23 protein-coding genes are annotated in these 26,890 nt (G+C 66.7%); 15 read left to right on the top strand and 8 right to left on the bottom strand.

The window, feature by feature from the left end:
• Positions 1-71: 71 nt before the first annotated feature.
• The 9 genes from AC10V3_RS10735 (at position 72) to AC10V3_RS10695 (ending at position 8,423) form a co-directional block, all read left to right on the top strand.
• Complete coding sequence (locus AC10V3_RS10735; protein WP_022535233.1) at positions 72-2,876, top strand: monovalent cation/H+ antiporter subunit A; 2,805 nt, start codon at positions 72-74, stop codon at positions 2,874-2,876.
• Entirely contained in the window at positions 2,876-3,244 is a 369-nt protein-coding gene (locus AC10V3_RS10730; RefSeq protein WP_022535232.1) for a Na+/H+ antiporter subunit C, read from the top strand. The genes AC10V3_RS10735 and AC10V3_RS10730 overlap by 1 nt, the downstream gene beginning before the upstream one ends.
• Positions 3,241-4,782, top strand: a complete 1,542-nt coding sequence (locus AC10V3_RS10725; RefSeq protein WP_022535231.1) for a monovalent cation/H+ antiporter subunit D — start codon at positions 3,241-3,243, stop codon at positions 4,780-4,782. Before AC10V3_RS10730 ends, AC10V3_RS10725 begins: the two co-directional genes overlap by 4 nt.
• Before the next feature lie 3 nt (positions 4,783-4,785).
• The gene (locus AC10V3_RS10720) at positions 4,786-5,289 is read left to right on the top strand and encodes a Na+/H+ antiporter subunit E (protein ID WP_022535230.1); all 504 of its coding nucleotides are present in this window, start codon (positions 4,786-4,788) and stop codon (positions 5,287-5,289) included.
• Positions 5,274-5,546: a K+/H+ antiporter subunit F gene (locus AC10V3_RS10715; RefSeq protein ID WP_022535229.1), complete on the top strand. Its 273-nt coding sequence runs from the start codon at positions 5,274-5,276 to the stop codon at positions 5,544-5,546. The genes AC10V3_RS10720 and AC10V3_RS10715 overlap by 16 nt, the downstream gene beginning before the upstream one ends.
• A 12-nt stretch (positions 5,547-5,558) precedes the next feature.
• Positions 5,559-5,903, top strand: a complete 345-nt coding sequence (locus AC10V3_RS10710; protein WP_022535228.1) for a Na+/H+ antiporter subunit G — start codon at positions 5,559-5,561, stop codon at positions 5,901-5,903.
• A 140-nt stretch (positions 5,904-6,043) separates the two neighbouring features.
• Complete coding sequence (locus AC10V3_RS10705; protein WP_022535227.1) at positions 6,044-6,286, top strand: hypothetical protein; 243 nt, start codon at positions 6,044-6,046, stop codon at positions 6,284-6,286.
• Between the two features lie 95 nt (positions 6,287-6,381).
• Positions 6,382-7,209, top strand: a complete 828-nt coding sequence (locus tag AC10V3_RS10700; RefSeq protein ID WP_022535226.1) for a class I SAM-dependent methyltransferase — start codon at positions 6,382-6,384, stop codon at positions 7,207-7,209.
• Positions 7,210-7,391: 182 nt separating this feature from the next.
• A complete protein-coding gene (locus AC10V3_RS10695) occupies positions 7,392-8,423 on the top strand; it encodes a patatin-like phospholipase family protein (protein WP_022535225.1) in 1,032 nt (343 codons plus the stop codon).
• Here the strand turns inward: AC10V3_RS10695 and AC10V3_RS10690 are convergent.
• The 6 genes from AC10V3_RS10690 to AC10V3_RS10665 all read right to left on the bottom strand — a co-directional run bounded on the left by AC10V3_RS10690 (position 8,404) and on the right by AC10V3_RS10665 (position 17,652).
• Positions 8,404-9,072 carry an HD domain-containing protein gene (locus tag AC10V3_RS10690; protein ID WP_022535224.1) on the bottom strand — a complete coding sequence of 223 codons (669 nt, stop codon included), beginning with the start codon at positions 9,070-9,072 and terminating at the stop codon, positions 8,404-8,406. The genes AC10V3_RS10695 and AC10V3_RS10690 overlap by 20 nt on opposite strands.
• Complete coding sequence (locus tag AC10V3_RS10685) at positions 9,069-12,539, bottom strand: adenylate/guanylate cyclase domain-containing protein (protein WP_022535223.1); 3,471 nt, start codon at positions 12,537-12,539, stop codon at positions 9,069-9,071. The genes AC10V3_RS10690 and AC10V3_RS10685 overlap by 4 nt, the downstream gene beginning before the upstream one ends.
• A 165-nt stretch (positions 12,540-12,704) precedes the next feature.
• The gene (locus AC10V3_RS10680) at positions 12,705-13,628 is read right to left on the bottom strand and encodes a LysR family transcriptional regulator (RefSeq protein ID WP_022535222.1); all 924 of its coding nucleotides are present in this window, start codon (positions 13,626-13,628) and stop codon (positions 12,705-12,707) included.
• Positions 13,629-13,736: 108 nt separating this feature from the next.
• Positions 13,737-14,924, bottom strand: a complete 1,188-nt coding sequence (locus AC10V3_RS10675; protein WP_022535221.1) for an iron-containing alcohol dehydrogenase — start codon at positions 14,922-14,924, stop codon at positions 13,737-13,739.
• A gap of 152 nt (positions 14,925-15,076) precedes the next feature.
• On the bottom strand, positions 15,077-16,600 hold the full coding sequence (locus AC10V3_RS10670; protein ID WP_022535220.1) for an amidase: 1,524 nt from the start codon (positions 16,598-16,600) through the stop codon (positions 15,077-15,079).
• 56 nt (positions 16,601-16,656) lie between these two features.
• Positions 16,657-17,652, bottom strand: coding sequence for a Bug family tripartite tricarboxylate transporter substrate binding protein (locus AC10V3_RS10665; RefSeq protein ID WP_022535219.1), 996 nt, complete (start codon positions 17,650-17,652; stop codon positions 16,657-16,659).
• A gap of 166 nt (positions 17,653-17,818) precedes the next feature.
• Between AC10V3_RS10665 and AC10V3_RS10660 the strand changes: the two genes are divergently transcribed.
• The 4 genes from AC10V3_RS10660 to AC10V3_RS10645 all read left to right on the top strand — a co-directional run bounded on the left by AC10V3_RS10660 (position 17,819) and on the right by AC10V3_RS10645 (position 22,230).
• Positions 17,819-18,739: a LysR family transcriptional regulator gene (locus AC10V3_RS10660; RefSeq protein WP_041681058.1), complete on the top strand. Its 921-nt coding sequence runs from the start codon at positions 17,819-17,821 to the stop codon at positions 18,737-18,739.
• 221 nt (positions 18,740-18,960) lie between these two features.
• Positions 18,961-20,202 (top strand): NAD(P)/FAD-dependent oxidoreductase, encoded by a 1,242-nt coding sequence (locus tag AC10V3_RS10655; RefSeq protein WP_022535217.1) that lies wholly within the window; start codon positions 18,961-18,963, stop codon positions 20,200-20,202.
• A 241-nt stretch (positions 20,203-20,443) separates the two neighbouring features.
• A complete protein-coding gene (locus AC10V3_RS10650; RefSeq protein ID WP_022535216.1) occupies positions 20,444-20,767 on the top strand; it encodes a hypothetical protein in 324 nt (107 codons plus the stop codon).
• A gap of 176 nt (positions 20,768-20,943) precedes the next feature.
• Positions 20,944-22,230, top strand: coding sequence for a M20/M25/M40 family metallo-hydrolase (locus AC10V3_RS10645; RefSeq protein WP_022535215.1), 1,287 nt, complete (start codon positions 20,944-20,946; stop codon positions 22,228-22,230).
• 82 nt (positions 22,231-22,312) lie between these two features.
• Here AC10V3_RS10645 and AC10V3_RS10640 read toward each other — a convergent pair whose 3' ends face one another.
• On the bottom strand, positions 22,313-23,224 hold the full coding sequence (locus AC10V3_RS10640) for a LysR family transcriptional regulator (RefSeq protein WP_022535214.1): 912 nt from the start codon (positions 23,222-23,224) through the stop codon (positions 22,313-22,315).
• 225 nt (positions 23,225-23,449) lie between these two features.
• Between AC10V3_RS10640 and AC10V3_RS10635 the strand changes: the two genes are divergently transcribed.
• Together AC10V3_RS10635 and AC10V3_RS10630 are read left to right on the top strand one after the other, a co-directional pair.
• On the top strand, positions 23,450-24,337 hold the full coding sequence (locus AC10V3_RS10635) for a tripartite tricarboxylate transporter substrate binding protein (RefSeq protein WP_490922196.1): 888 nt from the start codon (positions 23,450-23,452) through the stop codon (positions 24,335-24,337).
• An 8-nt stretch (positions 24,338-24,345) separates the two neighbouring features.
• Positions 24,346-25,521 (top strand): M20 aminoacylase family protein, encoded by a 1,176-nt coding sequence (locus AC10V3_RS10630; RefSeq protein ID WP_490922194.1) that lies wholly within the window; start codon positions 24,346-24,348, stop codon positions 25,519-25,521.
• On the opposite strand, the gene AC10V3_RS10625 is transcribed toward AC10V3_RS10630, so the two are convergent.
• Positions 25,518-26,741 (bottom strand): polysaccharide pyruvyl transferase family protein, encoded by a 1,224-nt coding sequence (locus AC10V3_RS10625; RefSeq protein ID WP_454751979.1) that lies wholly within the window; start codon positions 26,739-26,741, stop codon positions 25,518-25,520. The two genes, AC10V3_RS10630 and AC10V3_RS10625, sit on opposite strands and share 4 nt — an antisense overlap.
• Positions 26,742-26,890: the final 149 nt, after the last annotated feature.

Here is a 26,890-nt window from a genome sequence, read left to right as displayed (position 1 = left end):
GCCGGCCCGCCGGGGCGCCGCCATGCGTGCGCCGGCCGGGCCCACCCCCGGTCGCCCTTGAGGCCGCGGCGATGGTGCTGGTGCTGCTGATCGCGCTGCCTGTCGTTGCCGCGGCGCTGACGTGGGCGATCGGCGTGCGCGCGCCGCGGCTGATAGCGCCGGTGATCGTGGGATTTCCGCTGGCCGCGCTGGTGCTGTTGCTGCGCCTGCGCGGCGCGGTCTTCGACAATCCCGGCCATGCGCTGGGCTGGCGCATGGAATGGCTGCCCGCGCTGGGGCTGGACCTGTCGCTGCGCCTGGACGGCCTGGCCTACCTGTTCGCGCTGCTGGTCATCGGCGTCGGGCTGCTGGTGATCCTCTACGCGCGCTACTACCTGGCGCGCAATGAATCCGCGGTGCGCTTCTTCTGCCTGCTGCTGGTGTTCATGGCAGCGATGCTGGGCGTGGTGCTGGCCGCCAACCTGCTGTTGCTGGTGGTGTTCTGGGAGCTGACCAGCATCATGTCGTTCCTGCTGATCGGCTTCTGGTCATGGCGCGCCGATGCCCGCCAGGGCGCGCGCATGTCGCTGGCCGTCACTGGCGGCGGCGGGCTTGCGCTGCTGGCCGGGGTGCTGCTGCTGGGCCATATCTGCGGCAGCTTCGAGCTGTCCGAGGTGCTGGCGCAGGCGGGCAAGGTGCAGCGCCATCCCCTCTACACGCCGATGCTGGTGCTGATCCTGCTGGCGGTGTTCACCAAGTCCGCGCAGTTCCCGTTCAGCTTCTGGCTGCCGCAGGCGATGGCCGCGCCCACCCCGGTCTCGGCCTACCTGCACTCGGCCACCATGGTCAAGGCCGGGGTGTTCCTGCTGGCGCGGCTGTACCCGGTGCTGGACGGCACCAACGGTTGGTTCTACCTGGTCAGCATGACCGGCCTCGCCACGCTGATCTTCGGCGCCGGCATGGCGTTGCTGCAGCGCGACCTGAAGGGGTTGCTGGCATATTCCACCATCAGCCACCTGGGGCTGATCACGCTGCTGTTCGGGCTCGATACCCAGCTCAGCACGGTGGCGGCGATCTTCCACATCATCAACCACGCGGTGTTCAAGGCGTCGCTGTTCATGGCCGCGGGCATCATCGACCATGAAACCGGCACGCGCGACCTAGACCGGCTGCACGGGCTGGCGCGCTACATGCCGCATACCGCGGTGCTGGCCATCGTGGCATCGCTGTCGATGGCGGGCGTGCCGCTGTTCAATGGCTTCCTGAGCAAGGAAATGTTCTTCGGCGAAACGCTGGCGCAGGGCCTGCTGGGCGAATTCAACTGGGTCATCCCCGCTGCCGCCACGCTGGCCGGCGCGCTGACGATGGCGTATTCGCTGCGCTTTATCTACGGCGTGTTCTTCGGCGGCCTGCGCCCCGACGTGCCCAACTACCCGCCGCACGAACCGCCGCGCTTCATGAAAGTGCCGGTGGAACTGCTGGTGGTGATCTGCCTGGTGGTGGGGCTGGTGCCGGCCCATACCGTGGGCAACCTGCTTGCGGCGGCCTCGCTGGCCACGCTGCGCGCGCCGTTGCCGCCGTACAGCCTGAACCTGTGGCACGGCGTCAACCTGCCGCTGGCGATGAGCCTGATGTCGATGGCGGGCGGCGCGGCGCTGTTCTTCCTGCGCCGCGATGCGCTGCGCCGCTGGCAGCAGGGCATCGAGCACCTGAACGCGCGCCGCACCTTTGAAAGCGGCATGCGCAGGCTGGAACGCTTTGCCAGGGCCGTCACGCGCTGGCTGGAAAGCGGCTCGCTGCAGGCTTATATCGGCTGGATGCTGCTGGCGCTGCTGGCCGTGCCGGCGTATTTCCTGGCCGACCTGGAGGCCCTGGCCGGCAGCGTCCCCGCCGGCGCGCTGGACCCGATGGGCGCCGCCGCGCTGGCGCTGCTTGCCTTGCTGGCCGTGGCGGTAGTGGCCGCGCACGGGCAGCGCATGCTGGCGCTGGTGCTGGTGAGCGGGTGTGGGCTGATGGTGTCGCTGGTGTTCCTGCGTTTCTCGGCGCCGGACCTGGCGCTGACGCAGATCTCCGTGGAGGTGGTGACCGTCCTGCTGCTGGTGCTGGCACTTTTCTACCTGCCGCGCGAAACGCCGGAGCGCCAGGACCATCCCCGCCGCGTGCGCGACGTGGTGCTGGCGCTGGGTGGCGGCACCTTGCTGGCGGTGGCCGCCTATGCCGTGATGACGCGGCCGTACGACCCGGTTTCCGCCTTCTATATCGAGCAAGCCGTGCCCGGCGGCGGCGGGCACAACGTGGTCAACGTGCTGCTGGTCGATTTCCGCGGCTTTGACACCATGGGCGAGATCTGCGTGCTGCTGATCGCCGGGCTGGCGGTGCAGGCGCTGCTCAGGGGCATGCGGCTGCCCACGCCGTCGGCCGCGCCCGACGGCCTGCCATGGACCAGCCAGGCGCATCCGCTGCTGCTGGCGATGCTGGCGCGGCTGATGCTGCCGCTGACTTTGCTGGTGGCGGTCTTTATCCTGCTGCGCGGCCACAACCTGCCGGGCGGCGGCTTTGTCGCCGCGCTGATCACGTCGGTGGCGCTGTTGCTGCAATACGTGGCCAACGGGGTGCGCTGGACCGAGGCGCGCATCGCACCGGACTATCGCGCCATCGCCGGCGGCGGCATCCTGCTGGCGGGGCTGACCGGGCTGGGCAGCCTGGCCTTCGGCTATCCGTTCCTGACCACGGCGTTCGGGCATTTCCACATACCAGGCATCGGCGAGGTGGAGCTGGCGACCGCGATGATTTTCGACCTCGGCGTCTTCTGCACCGTGACCGGCACCACGCTGGTAATCGTCTCGCACCTGGGCGTGCGCAACCTGCCGCCGGCGCGGGCCGAGGAGGACGCCTGATGGCCGCCCTCTACGCCATCACGATCGGCATCCTGACCGCCTGCGGCATCTACCTGCTGCTGCGCGAGCGCGTATTCCCCGTGGTGCTGGGGCTGACGCTACTGTCGTATGCGGTCAGCCTGTTTCTGCTCGGCATGGGGCGCTTGTCGATCGGGCGGCCGCCGGTGATCGTGCCTGGCGCCAGCTATGCCGATCCGCTGCCGCAGGCGCTGGTGCTGACCGCCATCGTGATCGCCTTCGGCATGACGGCGTTTGCCGTGGTGCTGGCGCTGCGCTCGCTGGGACTGACCGGCAGCGATCACGTCGACGCTGCCAGCCGGCCGGAATCACAGGACGAGGTGGGCGACAAGCAGGAGCCGCGGCCATGAACCACGCCGTGCTGCTGCCCATCGTGGTGCCCATGCTGGCCGGCGCGTTGCTGACCGCGATGCCGGCCCAGCACCCGCGCGCGCAGCGGATCGTGTGCGGGCTGGCGACGCTGCTGCTGGTGCCGCTGGCGGTCACGCTGGTGCGCCAGGCGGCCACCGGTGAGATCGCGGTCTATGAGGCCGGCAACTGGCCCGCGCCGTTCGGCATCGTGCTGCAGCTCGACCGCACCGGCGCGATGATGCTGTTGCTGACCGCGGTGCTGGCCGTCGTCGCGCTCGCGGCCGCAGGGGACGGCACGGCGCGCCGGGGCCGGCATTTTCATGCGCTGTTCCAGTTCCAGCTGATGGGGCTGAACGGCGCCTTCCTCGCCGGCGACCTGTTCAACCTGTTCGTTTTCTTTGAAATCCTGCTGATCGCGTCCTACGCGCTGCTGGTGCACGGCGCGGGACGCGCGCGCATCGGTGCCGGCTTGCATTACGTGATCCTGAACCTGGTGGCGTCCTCGTTCTTCCTGGTGGCCATCGGCGTGTTGTACGGGTTGTCCGGCACGCTCAACATGGCGCACCTTGGCCTGCGCCTGGCGGGCCTGCCGCCGCAGGACCTGCCGCTGGCGGTGGCGGCAGGCGCGATGCTGATGCTGGTGTTCGCGCTCAAGGCCGCGCTGTTCCCGCTGTATTTCTGGCTGCCGCGCGCGTATGCCAGCGCCACCGGTCCGGTGGCGGCGCTGTTCGCCATCATGACCAAGGTCGGCATCTACGCCATGCTGCGCTGCGACGCGCTGATCTTTGGCGGGCCACAGGGGCTGCTGGGGCCGTTCCTGCATGACTGGGTCTTCCCGCTGGCGCTAGTGACGCTGGCCATCGGCGCGATCGGGGCGTTGGCCGCCAGGTCGCTGCGCGCGATGACCAGCTACCTGGTGGTGGCGTCGGTCGGCCTGCTGTCGGCCTGCGTGGCGATGCAGACCCAGGCCGGCTGGGCGGGGGCGATGTACTACCTGCTCAGCACCACGCTGTGCACCGCCGGCTTGTTCCTGCTGGCCGATGCGCTGGAGCCGGAGCAGCCGCGCGAGGACGGCGCGCTCGTCAGCGCCTCGCGGCTGGCTGGGCTGCTGTACATGGTCGGCGTGGTGGCGGCGGTGGGGCTGCCGCCGCTGTCGGGCTTTCTCGGCAAGGCCATGATCCTGCGTGCCACACCGACGCCGTGGATGCCGGCGCTGTGGCCCGCGGTGCTGGTATCGAGCCTGCTGCTGCTGATCGCCGTGTCGCGCACCGGCACGCGGCTGCTGTGGCGGTTGCCGCATGAGGCCAGAGGCGTGCCGGAAGGCGACGAGTATCTCGATGAAGACCATCCCGCCGCGACGCGTGGCCGGGTGCGGCCGGATCCGCGCAAGCTCGCCTGCTGCGCGCTGCTGCTGGCGGGCAACGTGGTGCTGACGGTAGGGGCGCGGCCGGCCAGCGAGTACGTGGCGGATGCCGCCGCGCAGCTGCTGGACCGTAGCGCCTACCTGCGGGCGGTGCTGCCCGGGCAGGGGAGGTAGGCCATGCTGCGCCGCCTGCTGCCCCATCCCTGGCTGAGCCTGATCCTGCTGGTCATCTGGCTGATGCTGTCCAACAGCATCGCCCCCGGGCACTGGCTGCTGGGCGCGTTGCTGGGCTGGGCCATCGGCCGGCTGGCCGACCGCTGGCTGGTGCTGGGTGCGTTCCGCCTGTCGCGTCCCGACCTGATCCTGCGGCTCAGCATCCATGTGCTGATCGATATCGTGATGGCCAACGTGGAAGTGGCGATCCTGGTGCTGGGCCGCACCGCGCGCCTGCGGCCGGCCTTCATCGTGGTGCCGCTGGACGACGAGCATGAGCTTGCCACCACCGCGCTGATCAGCATCGTCTCGCTGAGCCCCGGCACGCTTTGCGCGGAACTGAGTGACGATCGCCGCGCGCTGCTGGTCCACGTGCTCGACCTGGAAGAAGAGGCCGCACTGGTCGAACGCATCAAGTCGCGCTATGAAACCCCGTTGAAGGAGATCTTCCAATGCTTGCCATCGTGATCCCGGTGTGCCTGGTGCTCCTGGGCCTGGCCTTCCTGCTGACGCTGGCGCGCCTGCTGCGCGGGCCCAGCCTGCCGGACCGCATCGTGGCGCTGGATACGCTCAATATCAACGCGATCGCGCTGATCGTGCTGCTCGGCATCCGCCTGGAGTCGGCGATGTTCTTCGAGGCGGCGCTGCTGATCGCGGTGATGGGCTTTGTCGGCACCGTGGCGCTGTCCAAGTACCTGCAGCGCGGCGACATCATCGAATACTAGGAGGGCCGGGAGATGCTGCACCCCGTTGCGGAATTCATTGTTTGCGCGCTGCTGCTGGTTGGCAGCGGGTTCATGCTGGTCGGGGCCATCGGGCTGTTCCGGCTGCCGGACTTCTTTATGCGGCTGCACGGGCCGACCAAGTCGACCACGCTCGGTGTGGGCGGCGTGGTGCTGGCCTCGGTGGCGTATTTCAGCTTTCGCGGCGATGCCAGCCTGCATGAGCTGCTGGTGATTGCGTTCCTGTTCCTGACCGCGCCGATCAGCGCGCATTTGCTGGCCAAGGCCGCGCTGCAGCGCCAGTTGCCGGTGGATCCGCGTACGCGGGGCAGCGGCTGGCTGCCGCGGATCAAGGAGTAGCAGGATGATTCTTGGTCAGCCGGTCAGCGGCCGGAGATGCCGATACGGATCATCGCACTGCCTTGGTCCTGTACTTTCTGCAAGCGCCGGCGCCATACTGCATCCCGGCTACCTGGAAGCCATCCACAGGAGACGAACCCATGCCATCCTCGCAAGATCCGCGCCTTGGCGCCTGCGTCTACCTGCTGCATATGCTGCTGCAGCGCACCGAGGCAACGCGCCCCGGCTTTATCGACCAGATGATCCGCGGCGTCACCGCCGACCGCGACGCCTTGCCGGCGGACGCGCCGGGGCGCGATGAATCGCTGCCGGTGTTCGACGAGACGCTGCGCATACTGACTCTGGCGAGCGAACAGCTGCAGGGAACCGCCCCCCGGCCATAACCAATGCCGGCCGGGCCTTCCGTTTACATTCATCGCAATCTGTCCTACACCCAATCACGCGACACCGGCATTTCACGCCGTGGCAAGGGGATCCCATGGGCATGCAGCAATCCGACAAGGTCTTCGCGGGGCCGATCCCGGACATCTATGAGACCTTGATGGTGCCCATGATCTTTGCGCCATATGCTGCCGACCTGGCGGCGCGCATTGCCGCGCTGGAACCGCGCCGCGTGCTGGAACTGGCCGCGGGCACCGGCGTGGTGACGCGGGAACTGGCGCGGCGGCTGCCGGCGGATGCCTTGATCGTCGCCACCGACGTGAACCCGCCGATGCTGGCCCGCGCGCAAGCGGTTGGCACCGGCCACCCTGTGATCTGGCGCGAAGCCGACGCCATGGCGCTGCCGTTCGACGATGCCAGCTTCGACCTGGTGGCCTGCCAGTTCGGCGTGATGTTCTTCCCGGACAAGGCCAGGGCCTTTGCCGAGGCCCGCCGCGTGCTGGTGCCGGGCGGGACGCTGGTCTTCAATGTCTGGGACCGGATCGAGTGCAACGCCTTCGCCCGCGATATCACGGCGGCACTCGCCGCGCTGTTTCCCGAGTCGCCGCCCGAATTCATGGTGCGCGTGCCCCACGGCTACCACAGCCAGGCCACCATCGAGCAGGACCTGCGCCAGGGCGGCTTTAAGGCGCCGCCGGTGTTCGAGACGGTCACCGCCACCAGCCAGGCCGCTTCGGCCCGCATCACCGCGGTGGCGTTCTGCCAGGGCACGCCGCTACGCGCTGACCTGGAAGCGCGCGGGCCGGACGCTGTATCGCGCGCCACCGATCACTGCGAACAGGCGCTGATCCAGGCCTACGGCACCGGGATCGTGGCCGGTCCGATGCAGGCGCATGTGGTCGTTGTGGCCGCCTCCACCAGCTGAAGCGTTGCCAGGGACGTGCGGCAGCTGTCTATGCGGCCATTGCCGTGCTGACCACGAGCGGGTTCTTTCCCTACACTTGATCAAGGCGGAACAGCGCACGCGGTGCCGCCGCAGGCCAATGCGTACCTGCCAGCGATCCATAAGATACCTGGGCCTGGCAATGGCAAGAGAAGGGAAATCGTATGGAGCGGGAGCCCGCAGAACAGAAAGCCGTGGCGCTTGCCCTGCAGGGCGGCGGCATGCATGGCGCCTTTACCTGGGGCGTGCTCGACCGGCTGCTGGAGGATGGCCGGCTGGCAATCGAGGGCGTGAGCGCGACCAGCGCCGGTGCCATGAACGGTACCGTGCTCGCGTACGGGCTGTTGCAGGGCGGCAGCGACGGCGCGCGCGAGGCCCTGCATGACTTCTGGCTCGCCATCGCGCGCTCCGCGCTGCGGTACAGCCCGTTGCGCTGGATGCCATGGATGAGGGGCAGCCATACCCTGGGCCTGAATCATTCCCCGTTGTATGCAATGGCCGACATCGCGCTGCGCATCCTGTCGCCATATCAGTTCAATCCCAACAACCTGAATCCGCTGCGCGATGTGCTGGGCAGCCACGTCGACTTCGCGGCCCTGCGCGAGCATTGCCCGATCCAGCTGTACCTGTGCGCCACCAATATCGAGACGGGGCGGATACGCATCTTTCCGCCGGAAGAGCTGAGCATCGACGCAGTACTGGCGTCGGCCTGCGTGCCGACGCTGTTCCAGGCGGTCAGCATCGATGGCCAGCACTACTGGGACGGCGGCTACGTCGGCAACCCGGCGATCTATCCGCTGATCTACCACTGCCAGACCCGCGATGTCGTGATCGTCCATATCAACCCGATCGTGCGTCGCGGCGTGCCGCGCACGGCCGCGGAAATCCTCAACCGTGTCAACGAGGTCAGCTTCAACTCATCGCTGATGCGGGAGATGCGCGCCATTGCCTTCGTGACCTCGCTGATCCGGCAGGGCAAGCTCGATGGCAAAGAGATGAAGGAGATGTGGATCCACTCGATCCGGTCCGACGAGACCATGGCGGCGCTGGGCGTCTCGACCAAGTACAACGCCGACTGGAACTTCCTTTGCTACCTGCGCGACCAGGGGAGGGCGGAGGCAGGCAGGTGGCTGGAGCAGCACTACGACAGCGTCGGCCAGCGCTCCAGCATCGATATCAGCGGGGAATTCCTGTAAACGGGGCCGCTGCCTGCGGCGGACCCGGCTGCGCCAGCCGCCACGCCAGGTTGTCGCGCGCCGGGTCTTCGTAGCGCGCGTGGAACAGGTCGGTATGGTAGATGCGGGGGCTGTCCAGCAACGCGCGCAGGAAGGTCCGCTCGGCGGCGTCGTAAGCCGCGTCATCCAGGTCGGTGCGCTCGGCCCGCAGGCAGATGCCGTTCTGGCGGAAGCGGGCGCGACTGCTTCCCAGTGCCGCCAGGTCGATATCAGCGGTGAAGCGGCCGGCCACGCTCGCCGGGATATCGGCGTGCGTGGTTTCCAGGATCAGGCCGGCGATACGCTCCGCGGCCGCAATGCCGCTCGCCGACCAGTGACGGATCCACTCGGCGCTGCGTTGCTCGTTGTCGGTCGCGCCGGGCACATAGATGACATCGTGGCACCACAGCGCCAGCTCGACGGCGTCGACGTCGGCAGCGGGGATCGCGCTGTGCGCCCAGTCGAAGTCGCGCAGGCAGCGGCGCACGTGGTCGAGGGTGTGGTAGTGGCGGGTCGGCTCGGCGTAGTAGCGGGCCAGGTCGGCAAAGGCTGCGCGCGCGCGCGCGCCTCCCGAACGCGTCCACAGGGCGAGAAAGCGGTCTTCCAGGTGGCGGGCTTGGATGGGTGTCATGCGCGCGCAGGCCCTGGGGCATTGGCGTCCTTGCCGGCAAGCGCTGCGAGCAGCGCCTGCGCCTGTTGCCAGTCCGCGGTATCGGTGCCCTCACTGAAGCTGGCGTAGATCTGTGCCAGCACCTGGCGCGCCGCGTCGGCCTTGCCTTGTTGCTGCCACAGGCGGGCCAGGCTCAGCGTAGCCTGCAGCTCCAGCGGCCTGGCACCCTGTTCGCGGGCGACCGCGATGGCCCGGTGGAAGCAGGCTTCGGCCTCATCGCAAGAGGCGGCCTGGCCGGGGCGTTTGGCCTGCTGCTGCAGCAGCATGTCTCCCCTGAGTCGGTGCAGGGTGGCTTCATCGAGCCGCTCGCCAGTCTCTTGCACCAGCGCTTGTGCCCGGGCAAGCGCGTCCAGCGCGGCCGCGGTCTGGCACGCATTGCCACAGGCATCGGCAAGCAGCGCCAGCAGGTTCGGCACGCCCAGTGCCGCACCGGTGGCCTCGTAGGCGGCAAGGCCCTGGTGAATCAGTGCGATGCCCTCCTGGTGGCTTCCCAACCGGGCCAGCGCCCAGCCCTGCAGCACGTGGCCCCACGCCAGGTAGATCGGGAATCCCTGCTCCCCGGAAATCGCGATGGCCGCCTCGGCGTACTCGCGGGTCAGTTGCGGCTCGCGCCGGCACTGGTGCAACTCAGCGGCAAACACCAGGCAGAGCGCAAGGTTGTAGACATCCGGGCGCGCGCGGGCCATGACCAGCGCCCGCTGGCTGGTCTCGTGGGACTGGTCCGGATGGCCGAGGTACCACAGGATCCAGCTCAGCGTGCTGGTCGCGTGGACGGCCGGGTCGCGGCCGTAGCCCATCAGGAAGTCGTACCCTTGCTCGTCAGGGTGCTGCACGGCGAGCACCTGCTCCATATGCATGCGCGCGGCATCGAGCTTGCCGAGGCGGAACAGCGTGGCGCCCAGCACGCGATGGCCCTCGGCAAGCTGCTTGGGCTTCTGCGACTTCAGCGCCAGGCCGAGCAACCGCTTGCCCAGGGGCAGCGAGACCTGGTACTGCGCGCGCAGCTGGTAGAACGCCCACAGGCCCAACTGCGCCGAGAACATATACGGCGTCTGCTTGCCTTGCTCGCACAATGCCAGCGCGCGCCGGTAATTGGCTTCCACTTCCGCCGAGGCCTGGCCGCGCGAGGCCATCAGCGCCGGCCCGAGCGCGAGCAGCAGCGTCAGCTCCAGGCGCGCGCGTTCGGCATTGTCGGGCTGCCGCTTGAGCAGTTCGACCGCCGTGCTCAGGTGCAGGATTGCCTCAGCCTGCGCCGAGCGCTGCAGCGCCTGCTGGCCGGCGCAGTGCAGGTATTCGACCGCCTTGGGGATATTGCCGCTGTGGCTGTAGTGGTGCGCCAGCTCGCTGCAGTAGTCCTTGAGGCGGCCGTGGAAGATGGTCTCGATGGCCTGCGCGGTGCTTTCATGCAGCGCGCTGCGCTGCTCGCTGAGCAGCGAGTTGCCGGCGACCTCCTGGGTCAGGGCATGCTTGAACGCGTACTCGACCTCCGGGAACGCCGGGCGCTCGTAGATGAAATCCGCCGCCTGCAGGTCGGCCAGCAGCGGGCGCAGCCTGGCTTCCTCCAGGCTGCTGACGCGCAGGATCAGGCTCAGCGGGAATTCCTTGCCGATCACGGCCAGCGTCTGCAGCAGTTCCTTCTGGGCCAGCGGCAGCCGGTCGATACGCGCGGCCAGCACACCCTGCACGGTGGTCGGGATATGGAGCAGGGCGGGTGCCTCCTCGATGCGGTAGCAACCGGGCGGGCCGAGCAGCGCCCCTTCCTCGACCAGGGTCTGCACCACTTCTTCCATGAAGAACGGGTTGCCTTCGGTCTTGTCGAGGATCAGCCGCTTCAGCGGCACCAGGCTGTGGTCGTCGCCGAGCAGCGCGGTCAGCAGTCCCTGTGCCTCGGCCGGTCCCAGCGGTTGCAACTGCAATTGCGAGTAGTGCTCGCCACCGTCCCAGTGATGGACATACTCCGGCCGGTAATTGACCAGCAGCACGATGCGCGCGCCCGGCACATGCTCGATCAGCATGTTGAGGAAGGCTTCGGTCTCACCGTCCAGCCATTGCAGGTCTTCAAAGATCACCTGCAGCGGCTGGTTGAGGCTCTCCCGGACCAGCAGGCGGGCGATGGCATCGAAGGTCCGCTGGCGCCGGATGGCCGGGTCCATGGTCGGCAATGGCGAGCCGGACTCTACCGTCCCCATCAGGTAGAGCAGGTAGGGCAGGTGGTCTTCCAGCGAACGATCGAGCGTCAGCAGCCTGCCGGTCACCTTCTCGCGGCAGCTGCGGTCGCCGTCCTGGGCCGTGATCTGGAAATAGTTCTTCAGCAGCTCGATCAGCGGCAGGTAGGCAAAGGCCTTGCCGTGCGACACCGAGAAGGTCTCCAGCGCCAGGCAGCCTTGCTGTGACCTGACCTTGAACTCGTGGAACAGGCGGGACTTGCCCACGCCGGCCTCGCCGACCACCGCGACGATGCGTCCGTTGCCCGCCTTGGCTTGCTCGAGCGCATCGTGCAGATGCTCCAGTTCCGCGAGGCGCCCGACGAAACGGGCCAGGCCACGATGCGCCGCCACCTGGAGGCGCGTGCGCAAGGCCCCGAGGCCGACCACCTCATACACCGCCAGCGGCTCCCGCACGCCCTTGACATGCGTGGTGCCCAGCGCCGTGAACTCGAAGTAGCCTTCGGTCAGCTTGTGGGTCGATTCGCTCACCAGGATCGACGCGGGCGTGGCGATCCCTTCCATGCGCGAGGCGATATGGATGGTGTGCCCGACCGGATCGTAATCGGTATGCAGGTCATCCTTGCGGATCGAGCGCACCACCACCTCGCCGGTATGGATGCCGATCCGGATCTGCAGCGGGATGCCTTGCTCGAGCCGCACCCGGTCGCTGTGCCGATGCATCGCATCCTGCATCCGCAGCGCCGCGTACAGCGCGCGCAAGGCATGGTCTTCGTGGGCGATGGGGGCGCCGAACAGCGCCAGGATGCCGTCGCCCAGGAACTTGGCCACGTAGCCTTCATAGTGGTGGACGGCCTCCATCATCAGCGTGACAACGGGGTCGATCAGGCGGCGCGTGTCCTCGGGGTCCAGGTCCTGGGTGAGTGCGGTCGAGCCGGCCATGTCGGCGAACAGCGCGGTGATGGTCTTGCGTTCGCCGGCGGCTTCGCCGCGGGCTTCCATGGCCGCCTTCTCGGCCAGGATGCGTTCGGCGAGGTGGGGTGGCGTGTAGTGAACGGGTGCCGGGACTGGGGGGGCGGGCGGTTTCGAGGATGGAGCAGCGGCAGGCGCGTCGGCCAGTGCAAAGCCGCACGCACGGCAGAACTTGGCGGCGTGAGTGGCCTCCTCGCCGCACTGCGGGCAGACGCGGACAAGCCGGGCCCCGCATTCCTCACAGAAGTTGGCGCCTGCGAGGTTCGCGAAACCGCAACTTGTGCAGCGCATTTCGGCTCCTGGCGAGCATTGGTCACGTCGGCGTTACTCTCACCTATTAGATGCACAATCGGCTGGGGTGGCAAGGATTCCGGCAGTGCGGCGGCGGCAAGGCGGGGTGCGCCTGTTTGCGGCGTTGGCGGTACCCGGGCGCCTGACCGCCAGGGCGACAGTCGACTAGGCGGTGGATCGCGTGGCGGCGGCGATCGACCGCGCCGCCGGGCACAGGTGGTCCACCAGCAACCGGGCCGCCACGGGAAGACCATCGTAGGAGCGAATGCACAGGTTGAGCCTGCGCTGTGCCCATGGTGCATCGAGGCCGATGGCGCGAATGCCCAGTGTCCTGGCATAGCGCCTGGCAAGGCTGACGGGCAGAATGCCGATGCCCATATTGGACTCCACCATCAGGCATACCGCGTCATAGCTGTTGACCTGCATGCGGAACTTCACCGGCACCCCGAGCTCGCCGGCGATGCGCTGCAGCTGCAGATTGATATAGCTGCCGGTCTGCAAGCCGATCAGGTGGTGCCCCAGCAGTTCCGCTGTGTTCAGCTTCTTGCGCCGACCGAGCGGGCTTCCCTTTGGCACGACCACGACGAGCTGGTCCTCCCGGTACGGCAGGGTGATGACGTCATGCTGGTGCCCGCCCACCTCGGCATAGCAGCCGATGTCGGCGGCGTTCTCTGCCACGCCGCGCAGGATCGCGGTGCTGATCCGCTCCTCGAGTTGCAGCTGTACGTCGGGATACTTCTCGATAAAGCCCTGCAGGTCGGCTGGCAGAAACTGGGCGATGGAGGAAACGTTGGCATAGATGCGGACCAGGCCGCGCGTGCCGCTGGCGTACTCTTGCATCTTCGTCGCGACATTGTCGAGGTCGTTGACGATGCCGCGCGACAGGTTCTGCAGCGCGATGCCCGCCGGCGTGGGGAAGATGCCCTTGTTGCTGCGCTCCAGCAATTGCGTGCGCAGCAGCGCCTCGAGATCGCTGATGCGCTTGCTGACGGCGGAGGCGGCGATGTGCTCGCGCTCAGCGGCGGCCGCGATCGTGCCGAGCTCGGACACCGCAAGGAACAGCCTGAGCGAAACCGGATCGATCCTCATGGCAGGAAGAAATCAGGACCGGAGCCGGCATCCCGGCCCCAGGCATGGGGGCAAGCGGATTGTGCCATCGTCCGATGCGACGGCACAATCCGTGCTGCGCGACAATTGTCATTGCCAGGCCAGCTCAAGGACAGCCCTCAGGTCAGCCTCGGTCGTGATCGGCCGAAGGTTGTTGCGCGTCACCATCGGATGCTCCAGCGCCGGGCCGATCATGCTCTCGACCTTGGCCCTGGCGAGTCCAAGGTCACCGAGCGTGGTCGGCATGCCCAGTTCCACGAGCAAATCGCGCAGGATGTCATGGAACGGCCGCCCGGGTTGTCCGAGGGCAGCGCGCAGGCGGTCATGCTGCGACGTGGCCGTGCCTTCGAGCCATTTCGCCTGTGCCAGCATCAGCACGCATGCCGCATCGCTGTGCGCGATGCCGCCATAAGGCCCGATGATATGGACCATCCAATGGCTGAATCCGTGGGGCACGGACATCTGGCCCATGCCCGTGTACCAGGTGGCGAGCTGGCACTGCGTGAAGGGATCCCGCTGCGTCGTGTCGCGCAGTTTCGGCAGGTTCTGCATATAGAGCTGGATCGCCTTCTCCGCAAGCAGGCTGGCAAACGGATGGGTGGCGGAAGAGCAGGCCGTATTGATAGCGTGATCGAGCCCGCGGATGCCGGTCGACATGAGCAGGCGCGTTGGGGTCTGCTGGAGCAGGACAGGGTCGTAGAGGATCGCCTGTGGCGAGCCATCCGGCACCACGAAGCGTGCCTTGAGCCGGGTTTCGTCATCGACAGGCGTACTGACCGGTGTCCATTCCGAGGTGGCCAGCGTCGTCGGAATCGCGATCTGGCGAATCGCCGCCGGTGCGTGCGATGTGGTCAGCATTTCCGTGCCGTCCTCGGACAACACGAATTGCAGCGCCAGCATGCTTTCCCGGTCGTAGGCGCCCTCTGAGATGCAAAGCTGCATCGCCTTGCACATGTCCATGACGGAGCCACCGCCCACAGAGAGCAGGACATCCGCGCGCGCATCGCGGGCGGCGCGGGCCGCCTTCAGCACATTGGACAATGGCGAATGCTCGCCGACGTCGTCGGTCAGGCCGACGATCTGGCCGCCCAGGCGGGCCTTCAGCTGGTCAATGAAGGTGGTCTTCGTGTGTATCGACCGGGAGCACACGATGAACACGCGGCTGTAGCCAAGCAGCGACAGGACGCCGGGCAGGGCGGCTGGGGCCGATACGTTGTGCAGCACACGCTCGTGGCCCGTGAACCGGTAACGACCGGGCCTCTGTTCGACAGTCTCCATTTGGCATTCCTTTGTGCTTTGCCGCGCGAACGCGGGCGGTACTGGGGGACGGCCAAATGATGACCGGCGGCAAGCCGGCTGAAAAACAGTGGTTCGAGAGCCTGCCATCGCGAACCACGATGGTAGGACTGCGTTGCGGCCCCCGAGCCAGGCTATACCGCGGAAACGCCCTCCCGATGCGCCCCTGCGTTGAAGACCGGCGGCGCCGTGACAATGGAACGTAGCGCCGGCGTGGCCGGCTTGAGCGAGGCCAGGTCAGGCACCGGACGGCGCAACGCCGCCGAGCCGGCAAAGGCCGTTTCCATCGCTTGCGCCGCGCCCAGCGTTTGCGCGTCGGCGCGGAAGCGGCCGGTCACCTGCAGGCCGAACGGCATGCCGAGCTCATCGGTGCCGCACGGGAGCGAGATGGCCGGGTGCGTGGTCAAAGTCACGACATAGGTCAATGCCAGCCAGCGGTAGTAGTTCTCCTGCTTTTCCCCGTTGATGGTCTCCGCGAACAGGCGCGTCCACGGGAACGGCGAGACCGGCGTGGTCGGCGACAGGATCAGGTCGTAATCCTGGTAGGCCTGCTGGAAGCGCTGCAGGATGCGGTTCTGCTCCGCCTGCGCCCATGCGCTGTCCACCAGCGACATCTTCGCGCCCATCTCGTAATTGGCGCGCGTGTTCGGCCCCAGGCTGGCGGGGTCGCGCTGGTAGGCCTCGTGCATGCCGGCGACAAAGCTCTCCGCGCGCAGCACGTCGAAGCAGCGATGCACATCGCCAAGATCGAAGCTCACCTCGTCGCAACGCTTGAACAGATGCTGCATCGCGGCGATCTTGCCGCGGAACACCCGGCGGATGCCTTCGTCCACGGCGCAGCAGCCGAAGTCCTCGGTCCAGCCGACCCGCAACGATGACAGGTCCAAGGGCGCCGGGGAGGCGAAGGCGGCGGCATCCACCGCATAGCTCAAGGGATCGGTGACCGATACACCCGCCGAAGCCGCGAGCTGCAGGCAGGCATCGGCGACCGTGCGGCCCATCGGGCCGACCACCGAGATCGGCGTCCATCCCAACAGCTTGCGCGAGTTCGGGACCACGCCCGGCGAGGGCCGGAAGCCGACCACGCCACATTTGGCCGCGGGAATGCGCAGCGAGCCACCGGTATCAGAACCCGTGCAAACCGGCAGGAAATCCGCGGCCAGTGCGGCGGCCGAGCCGCCGGAGGACCCGCCGGCGTTGAGGTTCGGGTTGAAGGGGTTGCCGGTCGCGCCCCAGACGGCATTGCGGGAGTTCGCGCCGGCGCCCATTTCCGGGATATTGGTCTTGCCGACCACGATGGCGCCGGCCGCCCGCAGCCGCGACACCAGCACGTTGTCCTGGGTGGGTACATGGCCGCGGTACAGCGGCGAGCCATAGGTGGTCAGCAGGCCCTCGGTGGCCTCCAGGTCCTTGACCCCCAGCGGCAGGCCATGCAGCAGGCCCAGCGGTTCGCGGCGCAGCACCGCCTGCTCGGCGCGCCGCGCTTCTTCGCGTGCGCGCTCGAAGCAGGTGGCGGTGATCGCGTTGATGAGCGGGTTGTAGGTCTCGATGCGGGCGATGCAGGCGTCGAGCAGTTCAACCGGCGAGATCTCCCCGGTGCCGATCAGGCGGCGGAGTTCGACCGCGGAAGCCGAGGTCAGGTTGTCTTGGGCGTTCATGAAATTGGTGTCTCCGGAGCCGCGCCGTCCCGGCGCCAATGGCCCGCGTCTGAAGGTCAGTCGAGCTTGATATTTGCGCGTTGCGCAATGGCCCGCATCTGCGGGATTTCCTTTTCGATCATGGTGCTGACTTGCTTGCCGGGCGCGTAGGAGGGCTCGATGCCGTTGTCGGTCAGCTGCTTGCGCGTGGCCGGATCGGCGACGGATTCGGCCAGCGCCTTTTCCAGCTTCGCCTTGACTTCCGGCGGCACGCCATGCGGCGCGACCAGCGCGATCCAGGTGCTGGCGTCCATGCCGGGATAGCCGCTTTCGGCGACGGTCGGCACATTGGGCAACAGCGACGAGCGCTTCGCTGTGGTGACCGCGATGGCCTTGATCTTGCCGGCCTTGAGCTGCGGGAGGGCCGCGGCCACGGTGTCCACGCTGAACGGGATCTGGCCGCCGATCAGGTCGGTCATGGCGGGGGCGCTACCCTTATAGGGCACATGCAGCAGCTTGGTGCCGGTGAGGTTCAGCAACTGCTCCGCGGCGAAATGGGCCGTGGTGCCGGCGCCGAACGAGCCGTACGAGTATTTGCCAGGCTCGGCCTTGGCCGCGGTGACAAACTCCTTGAGGTTGTTCACGGGCACATCGCGGTTCGCCAGCAGGATCAGGCCGGTCGAGCCGATCTGGCCGATCGGATCGAAGTTCTTCTGCGGGTCATAGGGCAGCCGCGCGTAGACCGCGGGATTGACCGTGAACGTGGTGCCCGACGTCGCCATCAGGGTGTAGCCGTCCGGTGCCGACTTGGCCACATAGCTGGCCGCGACGACGGTGCCGGCGCCGGGACGGTTCTCAACCACCACGGTCTGGCCAAGGCGTTCGCCCATTTTCCTGGCGATCACGCGGCCGACCACATCGGTGGCGCCGCCTGGCGGAAACGGCAGGATCAGCTGGATCGGCTTGGATGGATAGCTGCCTTGCGCGGCGGTAACGGCCGGCGCCAGAGCAGTTCCGGCGGCGAGGCCGCAGGCCGTCAGGACGAACAAGACGCGGTGGGTGGGGGATCGCATATTGGTGCTCCGGCAGGTGGCAGGACGACGCGTTGCATAGCAGGGCGCGTGACACCATCGTACGACCGATCCGGAGTGAGATCGTAGCAATGTTTCGAAGTCTTGATTGCCGAATCGGCAATCAATAGAATCGACCTTGTCGCCCCTTGTCCCTGCCCAAGCCACCATGTCCTACCGCATCCTGCAGGAAACCGCTGTCCGCTACTTCCTCGAGGTCGTGCGCACCGGCTCGGTCAAGGACGCCGCCCAGAAGCTCAATGTGGCGCCGTCGGCGGTCAGCCGGCAGATCGCCAAGCTGGAAAGCGAGCTCGACACCTTGTTGTTCGACAGGCGGGCGCGGGGCCTCGTCCCCAATGCGGCGGGAGAGTTGCTGGCTGCCCATGCCAAGCGGGCGCAGCAGGACATCGAGCGCGTCACGGGGGATATCCAGGCGCTGCGCGGCCTGCGCGTGGGGCAGGTCCGACTGGCGAGCGTGGAGGGCCTGGCGCACGATTTCATTCCGACGCTGGCGGCGAGCTTCCGCGAGAAGTACGGCGGCATCCGCTTCGACCTGGACGTCTGCCCGCAGGGCGACATTGCCAAGCGCATCCGCGACGGTGAAGCTGACGTCGGCATCACGCTGAGCGGGCTTCCGGAACTGGATATCGAGGTGGAGCTGCGCCATCCGGCGCCCGTGCTGGCGGTCATGTCCCCGGATCATCCGCTGGCGGGCCAGCGCCAGCTTTCCTTGTCCCAGGTCGTCGCCCATCCGCTGGCGTTGCCGCCCAAGGACAGTTCGCTGCGGCAGTTGCTCGACACAGGTTGCAGCCGCCAGGGATTGAGCTACCAGACCGTGTTTTCCAGCAACCAGCTGAATTCCTTGCTCGGATTCGCGGCAGCAGGGGGCGGCGTGATTACCTTCTACGGGGAGCTTTCGGTACGGAGCCAGCTGAAGGCGGGCACCATCGCCGCCGTGCCCTTGCGCGACCGGGAGATGAACGAGCGCTATGTCGAGATCCAGACCCTGGCCCGGCGCAACCTGCCACCCGCGGGGCGGGCTTTCGTCCAGCACCTGGCCGCGGCCATTACGCAGATTGGCGAGGCATGATTGCCAGATCGGCAATCATGCGTTCAATTAATTGCTCGCACCGCATGTTCCGTCCGGCCCATCCGGCAATGCAGAATCAGGCATGGGATGCCGTTGCCTTCCCCGACCTGTTGCTTGCCATGACCCGACCGCACACGTGCCGCTCCCGCAAACCCGCATGCCGGCTTGACTTGAAATCCCGGTCGTCGCTTCGACCCTCTCTTAAAAGGCAGAATACAGGCATGACCAAGGAGATCCTGGTACTCGGCGCCGGCATGGTCGGCGTCTGCACGGCGCTGGCGCTGCGCCAGCGCGGCCACGCGGTCGTGCTGGTCGACCGGCAGGCACCCGGCAGGGAAACCTCGTATGGCAACGCCGGCATCATCCAGCGCGAAGCGGTGCAGCCCTATGCCTTTCCGCGCGAGTGGATGGCCGTGCTGCGCGTGATTACCCGCCAGGGCAACGATGTCCACTACCACCCGCTGGCGCTGGCGAGCCTGCTGCCGACGCTGGCGCGCTACTGGCGCGAATCGGCGCCCGCGCGGTATGCCGGGACGGTGACGGCCTATAGCGCACTGATCCGCCACTGCCTCACCGAGCATGAACGCCTGCTCACGCTGGCCGGCGCCCAGGACCTCGTGAGCCGGTCGGGATGGCTGCAGGGTTATCGTCGCAACTTGCCGTTCGAGCAGGCGGCGCGCAATGCCACCGAGGTGGCGCGGCTGCACGGACTCGATTGCCGGATTCTCGACAGCGCAGGGCTTGCCGCCACCGAGCCGGCGCTGCACGGGTCCATGGCCGGCGCGATCCACTGGCGCGACCCCTGGACCATCGCCGACCCCGGCGAGTTGGTGAACCGCTACGCCACGTACTTCGAAAACGAGGGCGGCACCATCCGCCGGGGCGATGCCACCACGCTGAAGCAAACGGGCACCGGCTGGACCGTGGCCACCGACGACGGGCCGCTCACGGCGGCCCATGCGGTGATCGCGCTCGGGCCTTGGGCTCCGGCTTTGACCCGGCCGCTCGGCTACCGTTTTCCGCTGTTCGTGAAGCGCGGATACCACCGCCACTACGCAGCCGATCCGATGCCGAAACTGCCGCTGCTCGATGCCGAGAACGGCCTGATGCTGGCGCCCATGAAGCGCGGCCTGCGCCTGACCACGGGTGCCGAATTCGCGCACCACGAAGCGCCGGCGACGCCCGTCCAGTTGCTGCGGGCCGAACGCTACGCCAGCGAACTGGTGCGGCTTGGCGAACCGGTCGAAGCTACGCCGTGGCTGGGGGCCAGACCTTGCGTCGCGGACATGCGCCCCATCGTGGGCAGGGCGCCGCGCCATCCCGGTTTGTGGTTCAACTTCGGGCATGCGCACCAGGGCTTCACGCTGGGCCCGGCCACGGCGCGACTGCTCGCCGAACTGATAGACGAGGAGGTGCCCTATATCGATGCTTTGCCGTACGACCCGATCCGCTTCGGGGGCTGAGACGGGATCAGGCCGTCGCCTGGCATCGGTTGCTGCATGCAAGCGGACAGGATGACGAGCGCAGAGGGCGCAGATGGCGCGGAGGGGCTTCGGACAGGGCGATTCCTTGATACGCTGGAGCTTGTTGAGCCGGTATCTTGCCTGCAGCGCCCCACGGTGACGCTTCTGGCACAGCAAGTTCCGGCAACGCTTTTGACATAGGCCTGGAGTACTGCAGGCTGGCGCGGCTGAAGGAGTCATCATGCAAGAGCTTGCCTTTCGCACCATGCTGTATCGCTACTTCTTTTTCGGCTGGCTGTTCCGGGACGCCAGCCGCGGCAACCTGCTCGAGCGCTCGGTTGCCTGGCGTTTCAACCAGGCGCACGCGCACTGGCTGCTGACTTATATGCGACGGTGGCTCTGGTGCGGCCTGTTCTTCTACGCACTGGGTGGCGCGGTCGAACTGATGCTATGCGCGCCAGGGCTGTCTGCGCTGTTCTACGTGCCCTGCGCGCTCAGCGTGCCGGTCAATGTCGTCATCGGTGTGCTGTGGGTCGGTCTGAAGGCGCTTCCGGGGCCGTTGTGAGGTAAGGCTGTTCGACGCGGGGGAGCAACAGGCGTCCCCTTGGCTGCGGCGCCTGCCATAGCGCGTCACCCGCCGACGCGCTATGCTCGCGGAGTGCAGCATCAGCCGCGTTGGGGGCATTGTTCAAAGCCCCGGCATTCCCCCTCCACAACCCGCAACCCCCGGAGACCTTGTCCATGCCTCGCCGTATCTCCCTTAGCGCCACCAGTCTGTTCATCGCCTGCGCCACGCTTGCCGGTACCGCGGCTGCCGCCCCGGTCGAACCGGTTCACCAGCTCGCGCAACAGGAGAAGCCTGCACTCATCGCGACCCTGAAAGACCTGGTGTCGATCGAGTCCGGCAGCAAGGACATCGAAGGGCTGGACCGCATCGCCACGCTGATCCGCGACCGGCTGGCGGCACTGGGCGCCACCGAAGCCAAGCTGGTCGAGCCCGCCGAAATCTACCGGATGGAAGACACGCCCAAGCAGGTGGGCAAGATGGTGATGGCGCAGTTCAAGGGCAGCGGCAAGCGCAACGTCATGCTGATCGCCCATATGGACACCGTGTACCTGCGTGGCATGCTGGCCCAGCAGCCCTTCCGCATCGAGGGTGACCGCGCCTACGGGCTGGGCATCGCCGACGACAAGAACGGCGTGGCCGTGATCCTGCACACCATCGCCATCCTGCAGAAGATGAAGTTCAAGGACTACGGCACGCTGACGGTGCTGATCAACGGCGACGAGGAAATCAGCTCGCCCGGTGCGCGCGCCGTGCTGAGCCGGCTGGGCGCGCAGCAGGATGCCGTGTTCTCGTGCGAGGCCAGCCGCGTCAACGGCGACCGCCTGTCGCTGGCGACCAGCGGCATCGGCTCGATCTATCTCACGGTGCAGGGCAAGGCGTCGCACGCGGGCAGTGCGCCGGAGCAGGGCCGCAATGCGCTCTATGAACTGTCGCACCAGGTCCTGCAGATGCGCGACCTGTCCAATCCGGCCACCGGCCTCAAGGTCAACTGGACCGTCTCCTCGTCCGGCACCAATCGCAACGTGATCCCGGCCACCGCTAGCGCGCAGGCAGACGTACGCGTGCTGCGCACCGCTGACTACGATAGCCTTGAGAAAACGCTGCAGGAACGCATCCGCAAGCAGCTGATTCCCGACACCAAGGTGGAAGTGAAATTCGAGCGCCGCCGTCCGCCGCTCGAGGTAACCGACGCGGCACGCAAGCTCGCCGCGCATGCGCAGGGCGTCTATGCCGAGATCGGCGAAACGCTCCAGGTCCATGACACCGCGGAGGGCGGTGGCACTGACGCGGCCTTTGCCGCTGCGGCCACCAAAGCGCCGGTGATCGAACGCTTCGGGCTGCGCGGGTTCGGCGCCCACTCCAACGATGCCGAGTATGTCGACCTGAACTCGGTCACGCCGAGGCTGTACCTGTTGACGCGGATGATCATGGATGTGTCGCAGGAGAAGACCGGGCGGTGAGAGGAAGGGCGATAGCCCTTCCTTTCGAGGGACTTGTGCCACCAGTTTCCAACCTCTATTCCGGAGCCGGCGAAAGGTGGCACTAGTCCCGCAAATGCTCATCCACGAATCTGCGGAACAACTCCATGCTTGGCGCCTCAGTGCGCCCTGCAAGCGTGAAAAAGGCATAGCGTGGCCCGTCGTCGACCGCCGGCGTGGTGACCAGCTCGCATAGTTTCCCTTCGGCAAATTCCGCACGCACCGCCGCGACGATGCTGAACAGGATCGCGTCGGAATCCAGCACAGCTTCGACCAGGCTCCGGACATTCTCGCACCTGAGGCTCAGGCAATGCTCCGGATCGGCTCGCGGCCCGAAGCGCTTCACCAGGCTGCGTGCGACTTCCGTGCTGAGTGGGGCGGAAGCCAGCGGATATCGCATGACATCGTCGAACGTTATGGCGTTGCCGCCGGCGGCCTGTTGCAGAAGCGGATGTCCTGTGCGGCAGATAAAACGACCTTGCAACGCGTTAAGCAGTTCGTGGCGAAGGTCCGTGGCTGGCGCCACGCTGCTCACTTCCACGATGACGGCATCAAGCGAACGCTGACGCAGCTGGATCATCAGCGCATCGGAAGTGCCAAGCGACACGCTGACCTGTATGCCGGGATGGTGCCTGGCCATGTATCGGAGAAACGGCGTCGCCAGCACGGCGCCCGGCCCCGCGCCCAGGCCGACGCGGATGGCTCCCAGGTTGTGATGGTGGAATAGTTCGACGCTGCGGTGCAGCTCGGCTTCCTCGAACACGATACGCCGGGCCCGGTTTGCAATCAGCTCCCCCAATGGCGTCAGCACATTGCGCTTGCCGTGCCGGTCGATCAGACGGCCTCCCAGTTCGTCCTCCAGCGTCTGGATGCTCCGGCTCAGCGCGGACTGGGTCAGGTGCAGGCGTTGCGCCGCCTGGCTGAAGGACGCCATATCCGCCACCATCAGCAGATGCTTAAGATGTTTGAGATGCATTACGCACTTTGGTATGAGATTTTTGAATAAAGTTTAGACTAGTAATGCATTGGACACATCGTCGATGGCGTTTTACGATCCGATTCCACAAAAACACGCACTGAGGAGACAGCCATGACCCGATTCAAGAATGTTGGCCGCCGCTGGCTGGGCGGCATGGTTGCAGGACTGCTTTTTACCGGCCTGGCGCCGGCCCACGGCTTTCCTGACAGGCCGGTAACGCTGATGGTGCCTTTCCCGGCGGGCGGCCTCTCCGACGTGGTTGCGCGGAACCTGAACGCGCCGCTCTCCCGGCAGTTCGGGCAGCCGGTCATTGTCGAGAACCTTGGGGGAGCTGGTGGAGCAATTGCCGCCCAGAAGGTCCTGCACGCACCGGCCGACGGCCATTTGCTATTGCAGGCAGGGCCTGGCGAGCTCATTACTACCCCGCTGGCCAATGCGGCAATCAAATTCAGGAGCGAGGATTTCCGGCTGGTGCATATGGTCGGCGCTGTCGATCTTGCGATCCTGGTGCGCAGGGATCTGCCGGTAAAGGATGTCGACGAACTGGCCGCCTATGCCGCGCAGGCAGCCAAGGCTGGCAAGCCGCTGACGTATGCGAGCGTGGGTGTCGGCTCGCTGTATCACCTGCTCGGGGCACATATGTCCCAGACCATCGGCGTACCGATGACACACGTCCCCTACAAGGGCGGTGCGCCGGTCATCCAGGACCTCGTGGGCGGGATCATCGACATTTTTATCTCGCCGTTTGGCAAGCCCGACATTGAACGCATGCGTAGCGGTCAGGTCAGGATGCTGGCCGTGCTATCTCCGACGCGCCTGGATGCCGTGAAATCGGTGCCCAGCGTGAATGAGAGCAAGGCACTGCGGGGCTTCAATTACGCGACCTGGGCCGGCGTATTCGTGAAAAAGGACACCGCAGAGCCGGTCGTGCAAGCGCTGCACAAAGCCATTGCGCAGACGCTGGCGGATCCCGCCGTGCGCGCCAGCCTTGACGCGGCGAACCTGCCGGCATCCAGGCCAGTGTCGCTGGCGGAGAGCCAGAAGGCGTACCACCAAAGCATCGAACAGTACCGCGGCATTGCCCGTGCCATTGGCCTGCAACCGCAGTAAGGACGCGCATGCATCCCATCCTGGCCGCGCTGAAGCACAGCGCAGACGAATTCGTCGCAGTCCGGCACGACCTGCACCGGCATCCTGAACTCGGCTTCGAAGAGCATCGCACCAGCGAAATCGTGGCTAGCCTGCTTGGCGAATGGGGCTATGAGGTCGAGCGTGGCCTGGGCACGACGGGTGTCGTCGGCCGCCTGCGGCGCGGCACAGGCAAGCGGCGCCTCGGCATCCGGGCCGACATGGATGCCCTGCCGATGAGCGAGGTCACGGGGCTGCCCTATGCCAGCTGCCATCCGGGTGTGATGCACGCCTGCGGGCATGATGGCCATACGGCCATGCTCCTTTGCGCGGCAAGGTACCTGGCCCGGCACGGTAGTTTCAGCGGCACCTTGAACCTCATCTTCCAGCCGGCCGAGGAAGGGCTGGGCGGCGCAAAGAAGATGATGGAGGACGGGCTGTTCGAAAAGTATCCTTGCGATGCCGTCTTTGCCATGCACAACGTACCCGGCACGCGCGCGGGCCGATTGCTGCTGCGCGACGGACCCGCCCAGGCTTCCGCTGACAACGTGACCATCACGCTGGAAGGCGTCGGCGGACATGGGGCGATTCCCCACGACGCCGTCGATCCTGTCGTGGCAGGCGCAGCGATCGTGATGGGCTTGCAGACGATTGTGGCGCGCAATGTCGATCCGTTGAAAACGGCTGTCATTACCGTAGGGGCGTTCCAGGCCGGTACCGTCGCCAATATCATTCCCGCGCACGCCGTGCTGAGGCTGAGTGTGCGCGCATTGGACCGCAGCGTGCGTGAACTGCTCGAACAGCGCATCAAAGACCTGGTATCCGCACAGGCGCAAAGCTATGGCGTGAAAGCGCAGGTCGATTATCAGCGTGGCTACCCGGTACTTGTGAACACAAGGGCTGAGACGGAATTTGCGCATCAGGTCGCGCTAGAACTGCTGGGTCCAGAACATGTCAATGGCCAAGCGTCGCCCATTGCCGCCAGTGAGGATTTTGCGTTCATGCTGGAGTCGGTGCCTGGCTGCTATCTGTGGATTGGCAATGGCGAAGCAGGCAAGGCAGGAGGCTGCAGCGTGCACAATCCTGCTTACGACTTCAATGACGGAAACATTCCTGTGGGCGCGGCATATTGGGCCCTTTTATGCGAGCGTTTCCTGGTGGCTTAGCTGTCGCGGACCGCGCTGAAGCTGTCCCGAAAGGCCTTGGCCAATCCCCGGGCCAGGTCTTCGCGCTGCGCAGTCCCGGTTGCCAAGGCGATGTCCATGCCGGCGGCAAGCTCCTGCACGGGCACCGCCGCCGGCGCTCCGGCCGAGCCCCAGGTCGCGGCAAAGGCAGCCTGCTTGCTCTGCGCAAGCGCCTGCCCGGGCCGCAGCACGCCCAACCGGGGCAGGGCGAACGCGCCCGCAACGATGCTGCCATGCAGGCTGCTGCCGGCGAAACCGCGGCTGTGCGCGATCAGCGCGCAGATATCCCACAGGTTGAGCGAGCCAAACACTGCGATGGGAGTGTCTCGCAGTCGTGCCGCGAGGCGCCGGTAGCAGCCCAGGGCATCGTGCCAGGGCGCCGCGCCGGCGCGGAACAGCACCACGCCGAGGTCTCTGGCCCGGGACACACGTTCAAGCTGGGAGGCAAGCTGCGCAAGCGTTTCATCATCGCCAAAGTCGGCACTGAACTGCACCGCGAGATATCCACGCGGAAAGCGCGAGACCACCCCCGCGAGCTCGCCATGGCGGGCGCGTTGCCGGATGCGATCGCCGAACAGCTCGGCCACCATCACGGCCGGGTCGGGTTCCAGGCGGCAGTCAATGCCATTGGCCGCCAGCATGGCCCGGGTCTGCTGCTCCCTGACGCCAACGCAAGTGCCCGATTTGAGCTTGGCCACCACCTCGTCGCGCATGGCTGGCTCAACCTGTTCAAGCGCGATGCCGCCTACGCCGTGGTAAATCACTCGCCCCGCCTTGGCAAAGATGCCGGCCGGCAGCAGATAGGGGGCGAGGTCCGGCATCCCCAGCACCTCGCGCGCCCAGGCGGCCCGCTCCAGCGGCCGTGCATCGAGCTGCGCCACGACGTCGCGAGCCCGCTCGGGTGGCAGCAGCATCACGGCCGCTTCCCACGCATTGCAGGTCAGGGTTTCGCCTCCGACATGAATGATATCGACGGCGGCGTTGCCGAGGCTGGCCGCCAGTCGCTCCATTGCATGCACGCGATGGCCCCCCAGGGCTGTCAGATTGCGTTCGGCCAGGCCGCCGTAACGGAGGTCGGGCCGGGCGATCAGGCGTGCGATGACATGAGGCAGCAGCAGGTCGCCAAAGTTATGGCGGTCAAAGGCGCCGAACAGGATAGCGGGACAGTCGGCGGTTCGCGAAGCATTCTCAGCGGCGCTCATGCTTCCTTCAGCTGCAAGGCTGGCATTGGCAGTGTGTTGGATCTGAGGGGGCTGGCTTGCCGGGTATTGCGGCCTCCGGAAATTCTCGCACTGATTTGCGCGTCTTGAGCAGCGGCGAAGAGCCGTTACGGAAAAAGTGGGAGGACCAG

This window comes from Cupriavidus sp. PB-02 (assembly GCF_058252315.1).
Note: the sequence above shows the minus strand (reverse complement) of the source record. Positions and strands in the feature narration are given on the sequence as shown.